Source organism: Novosphingobium flavum (genome assembly GCF_014230315.1).
Lineage (GTDB): Bacteria > Pseudomonadota > Alphaproteobacteria > Sphingomonadales > Sphingomonadaceae > Novosphingobium > Novosphingobium flavum.
Window position 1 is genome coordinate 1 of sequence record NZ_JACLAW010000023.1, and the last position, 3,437, is coordinate 3,437.

The 3,437-nt window shown below is 71.3% G+C and carries 3 protein-coding genes; 1 reads left to right on the forward strand and 2 read right to left on the reverse strand.

Annotated elements, in window-relative coordinates; all coding sequences use genetic code 11:
• The first annotated feature begins 262 nt into the window (after positions 1–262).
• The gene (locus H7F51_RS18480; RefSeq protein ID WP_185665804.1) at positions 263–931 is read left to right on the forward strand and encodes a L,D-transpeptidase family protein; all 669 of its coding nucleotides are present in this window, start codon (positions 263–265) and stop codon (positions 929–931) included.
• 214 nt (positions 932–1,145) lie between these two features.
• On the opposite strand, the gene tilS is transcribed toward H7F51_RS18480, so the two are convergent.
• The gene (gene tilS, locus H7F51_RS18485; protein ID WP_343061338.1) at positions 1,146–2,048 is read right to left on the reverse strand and encodes a tRNA lysidine(34) synthetase TilS; all 903 of its coding nucleotides are present in this window, start codon (positions 2,046–2,048) and stop codon (positions 1,146–1,148) included.
• A 67-nt stretch (positions 2,049–2,115) separates the two neighbouring features.
• Entirely contained in the window at positions 2,116–3,123 is a 1,008-nt protein-coding gene (locus H7F51_RS18490; protein WP_185665805.1) for a tetratricopeptide repeat protein, read from the reverse strand.
• Positions 3,124–3,437 lie beyond the last annotated feature (314 nt).

Here is a 3,437-nt window from a genome sequence, read left to right on the forward strand (position 1 = left end):
AATATCCCGACAGCGGAGCCAGCGGCTACAGCGTGATCCGCACCGAATATGTCGACCGGATCGAGCAGGCCTATCACCTGTCGCTCCAGATCACGACGGCCATCGCCAACGCCTTCGGCGCGCACGGCTGACGCGGCCTGCCGGGCGCTCCGCGCGTTAACTTCTCGCGGGCGCGAAGTCCCGCAAGGGGACGGCGCGCGCGCGGTGCTGGCGAATCGTTCGCGCCTGCGCGAAGCTGGCGGCGAAAGGGCGGTGAAACGGCATGGAACTGCGCAAGCGCGGCTGGATCGGATTGGTGGTGGCCGCAATCGGCCTCGCCCTCGTCGCCATGAGCCTGCTGTCCGTCGGCAATCCTGCGCCGCGCAAGCCTGCTGCAACGGCCATGCAACCGATCGAACTCGCCACTGCGCCCGGCAGCGCGGCCGGAGCCGTTGAACCGGCGCTCGTGGCCGGCGCCAAGCCCGCCGACCCGGCCTTCACCATCAAGCGCATCCTGCCGATCGACGGGCCGATCCGTTATGGCGACTGGCACTGGGACGAGGCCGGCGTACCCGCCGGGCCGCTGGTGATCACGGTCGACCTCGACGCCCGCGTGCTCTCGGTCTTCCGCGGCGGCTATGAAATCGCCGCCACCGCCGTCCTCCTCGGGACGCAGGACACCCCGACCCCGACCGGGATCTTCCCGATCACGCAAAAAGACGCGCATCACGTCTCCAACATCTACGAGGGCGCGCCCATGCCCTTCATGATGCGCCTCACCAACGACGGCATCTCGATCCACGGGACCACGGTCGAAAACGGCTACGCCAGCCACGGCTGCGTCGGCGTGCCCACCCCCTTCGCGAGGAAGCTGTTCGGCATCGCCGCGCTGGGCACCCCGGTCTACATCACCCGGGGCAAGATGGCGAAGCTCGGCGACCAGCTGACCTGAGCGCGCCTTTCTTTCCGCGAAGCGGACTGAAAAGCAGCAAGAACAAGGGAATATGCAGGGGTTAATACCCCTGCACCCCGTTAATGTCGGCCTCTCCCGATCAATCGGCGTGGCATGGATCCGCGGCGAAAATTATCGGGGTGCAGGGGCGATGGCCCCTGCATAAGCATTTGTTCTTTCGTATTTTAATTCGCTTCGCGGAAGAAAAATGCGGCTAGGCGGTGGTGCGGCGCCTTGGCGCGGGGGAGAAGGTCCAGCCATCCGGGCCGGGCCGGGCGACGAGGTTGCCGATCGAGGCGGGCTGGCCGGCGAGCAGGCTATCGAACAGGCGGGCGACGGCGCTGCCGCGCGGTTCCTCGCCGTCCAGCCGGGTCACGAGCAGGGCGATCACGCGCAGCGCAACGGCGCGGGGCGCGGCGGGCTGGTAGACATAGGCGCCGAGCGCGCCGGGCTTGACCTGTTCGCGCCATTCGCGGGCCGTGGCCCATTCGAGCGCGGCGTCGGCGTCGGCAAGGTGCGCGGCGCTCTGGGCGAGGGCGGGGACATCGATCCAGTCGGCCGAGGCCAGCGCCATGCGGAGCCGGGCGCGGTCGAAGCGCGGGTCGGCGTTGCTGGGGTCCTGCACGGCGGCGATCCCGGCGGCTTCCACCACGGCGGCAAGCTCCGCGCGGCGCCAGCCGAGCAGCGGGCGCAGGAGGGGCTGGCCCGAACCGGGCACGCGCCCGGCGGCGCGCACGCCGGCGAGGCCGGCCACGCCGCTGCCGCGATTGAGGCGCAGCAGCAGGGTTTCGGCCTGATCGTCGGCGTGGTGAGCCGTGGCGAGGGCGCCGAGGCCGCGCGCGCCGAGCCACGCGCCGAGCGCGGCATAGCGGGCGGTGCGGGCCTCGCTCTGGATGTTGCCCGGGGCGAGGGCCACCGCCAGCGTTTCGTGCGGTACGCCGAGGCCGGCGCAGATGTCTGACACGAAGCGGGCTTCATCCGCGTTTTCGCGGCGCAGGCCGTGATCGACCGTCGCGGCCTCGACCCGGCCGGGCAGGGCCTTGGCCGCGAGCAGGAGCAGCGCGAGCGAATCCGGCCCGCCCGAGACGGCAAGGCCGAGCTTGCCGGTGCGGCGCACTTGCGGCCACAGGGCGAAAAGCCCCTCGGCGAAGCGCCCCTCGGTGACGTGCGCTGTCAGTTCGCCGTCAATCGCACTTCACCGCGCCGCGCAGGCTCGCAAACTGGGCCTTGAGCCGACCGGCCGCCTCGACCGGATAGACCTCGCCGAATTCGGCGAGCGCGATGCAGGCGCGGCTGGTGTCCTTGAGCTGGCGCATGGCCTCGGCCAGGTTGAGCAGGCTGTCGGCGGCGCGGGCGCCCTTGCGGTCGGACTGGTAGTTCTGGACGAACCATGCCCCGGCGTCGCGCGGCTTGCCATCGTCGAGGAAGGCCTTGCCGAGCAGGTTGCGGCCAAAGCTGATCTTGGAATCGCGCGGATACTTGTCGACATAGAGGCGCAGCTGCTGCTGGGCCTCGGGGTAGAACTTGGCGTCGTAGAGCCGGAAACCGTAAGTGTATTCATCGTCGGCGGCATTGCCGGTCGCGGGCTTCTCCACCTTCTGGACCGCGGCGAGGCGCTGGGCGGTGGGCTTGGCCGGAACGACCGGCTTGGGCGCCGCGCCAGCCTTGACCGGGGCTTCCTTGACCGGGGTGACCGCGGCGACGGGTTTCACGAGGGCCGGTGCCGGCGCGGCAACCGGGGCGGCGACGAGCGTCGGGGCTGTGGGGGCCGGATCGGCCACGGCGGCGGCAACCGGCGCGGGCGGCGGGGTCAGCGCGGCCAGCTTGGCTTCCATCTGGGCGACGCGGTTGGCGGTTTCCTCGTTCTGCGCGGTCAGCCGGGCGATCTGCGCCTCGACCGATTCCATCCGGGTGAGCAGATCTGACATCGGGGTGGAGGCAGGAACGCCGGCCGGCTGCGGCCTGACCGCGCCCGAGGTCACTTCGGGGGTGAAGAACTTGCCGTCGCTGCCGGGGAAGACCTGGCGCTGGAGGGCGCGGACTTCGGCCTCGACCTTGCGCAGGCGCGCCTCGCCGTCGGCCGGGGCCGACTGGGCGAGCGCCGGGGCGGTGCTGGCCAGCAGCAGGATTGCAAGCACGGCGCGCGCCGGGCGAGCGGCGGCGGAATGGCGGCGGACAAGTGATCCGAACATGGTTTTACAAGGCGCTCCCGTCCAGCGGTTGACCGCCCCGCACTAGGCGAGGGCGGCCGAACCGGGAATGAATGTCATGCAAGGTGGCATGGCCACCCCCCGTGGGCCGGGCTTAGCCATTTTGCCCTTGCCCTGTCGAGACGGGGTCAGTTCTGAGCGGTGGATGCCGGGGCCGGAACCCCCGCAGCCGCTGCCACGGGAACCGCGGCGGGCGCCTCCGGAGGGGCGGCGCTGGCGGCGGGGCGGGCCGGCCGCGGCGCGCTGCGCCGCTGGGCGGTAGCGGACGGCGCGGCAGCGGCGGTGGCCTCCTCGGT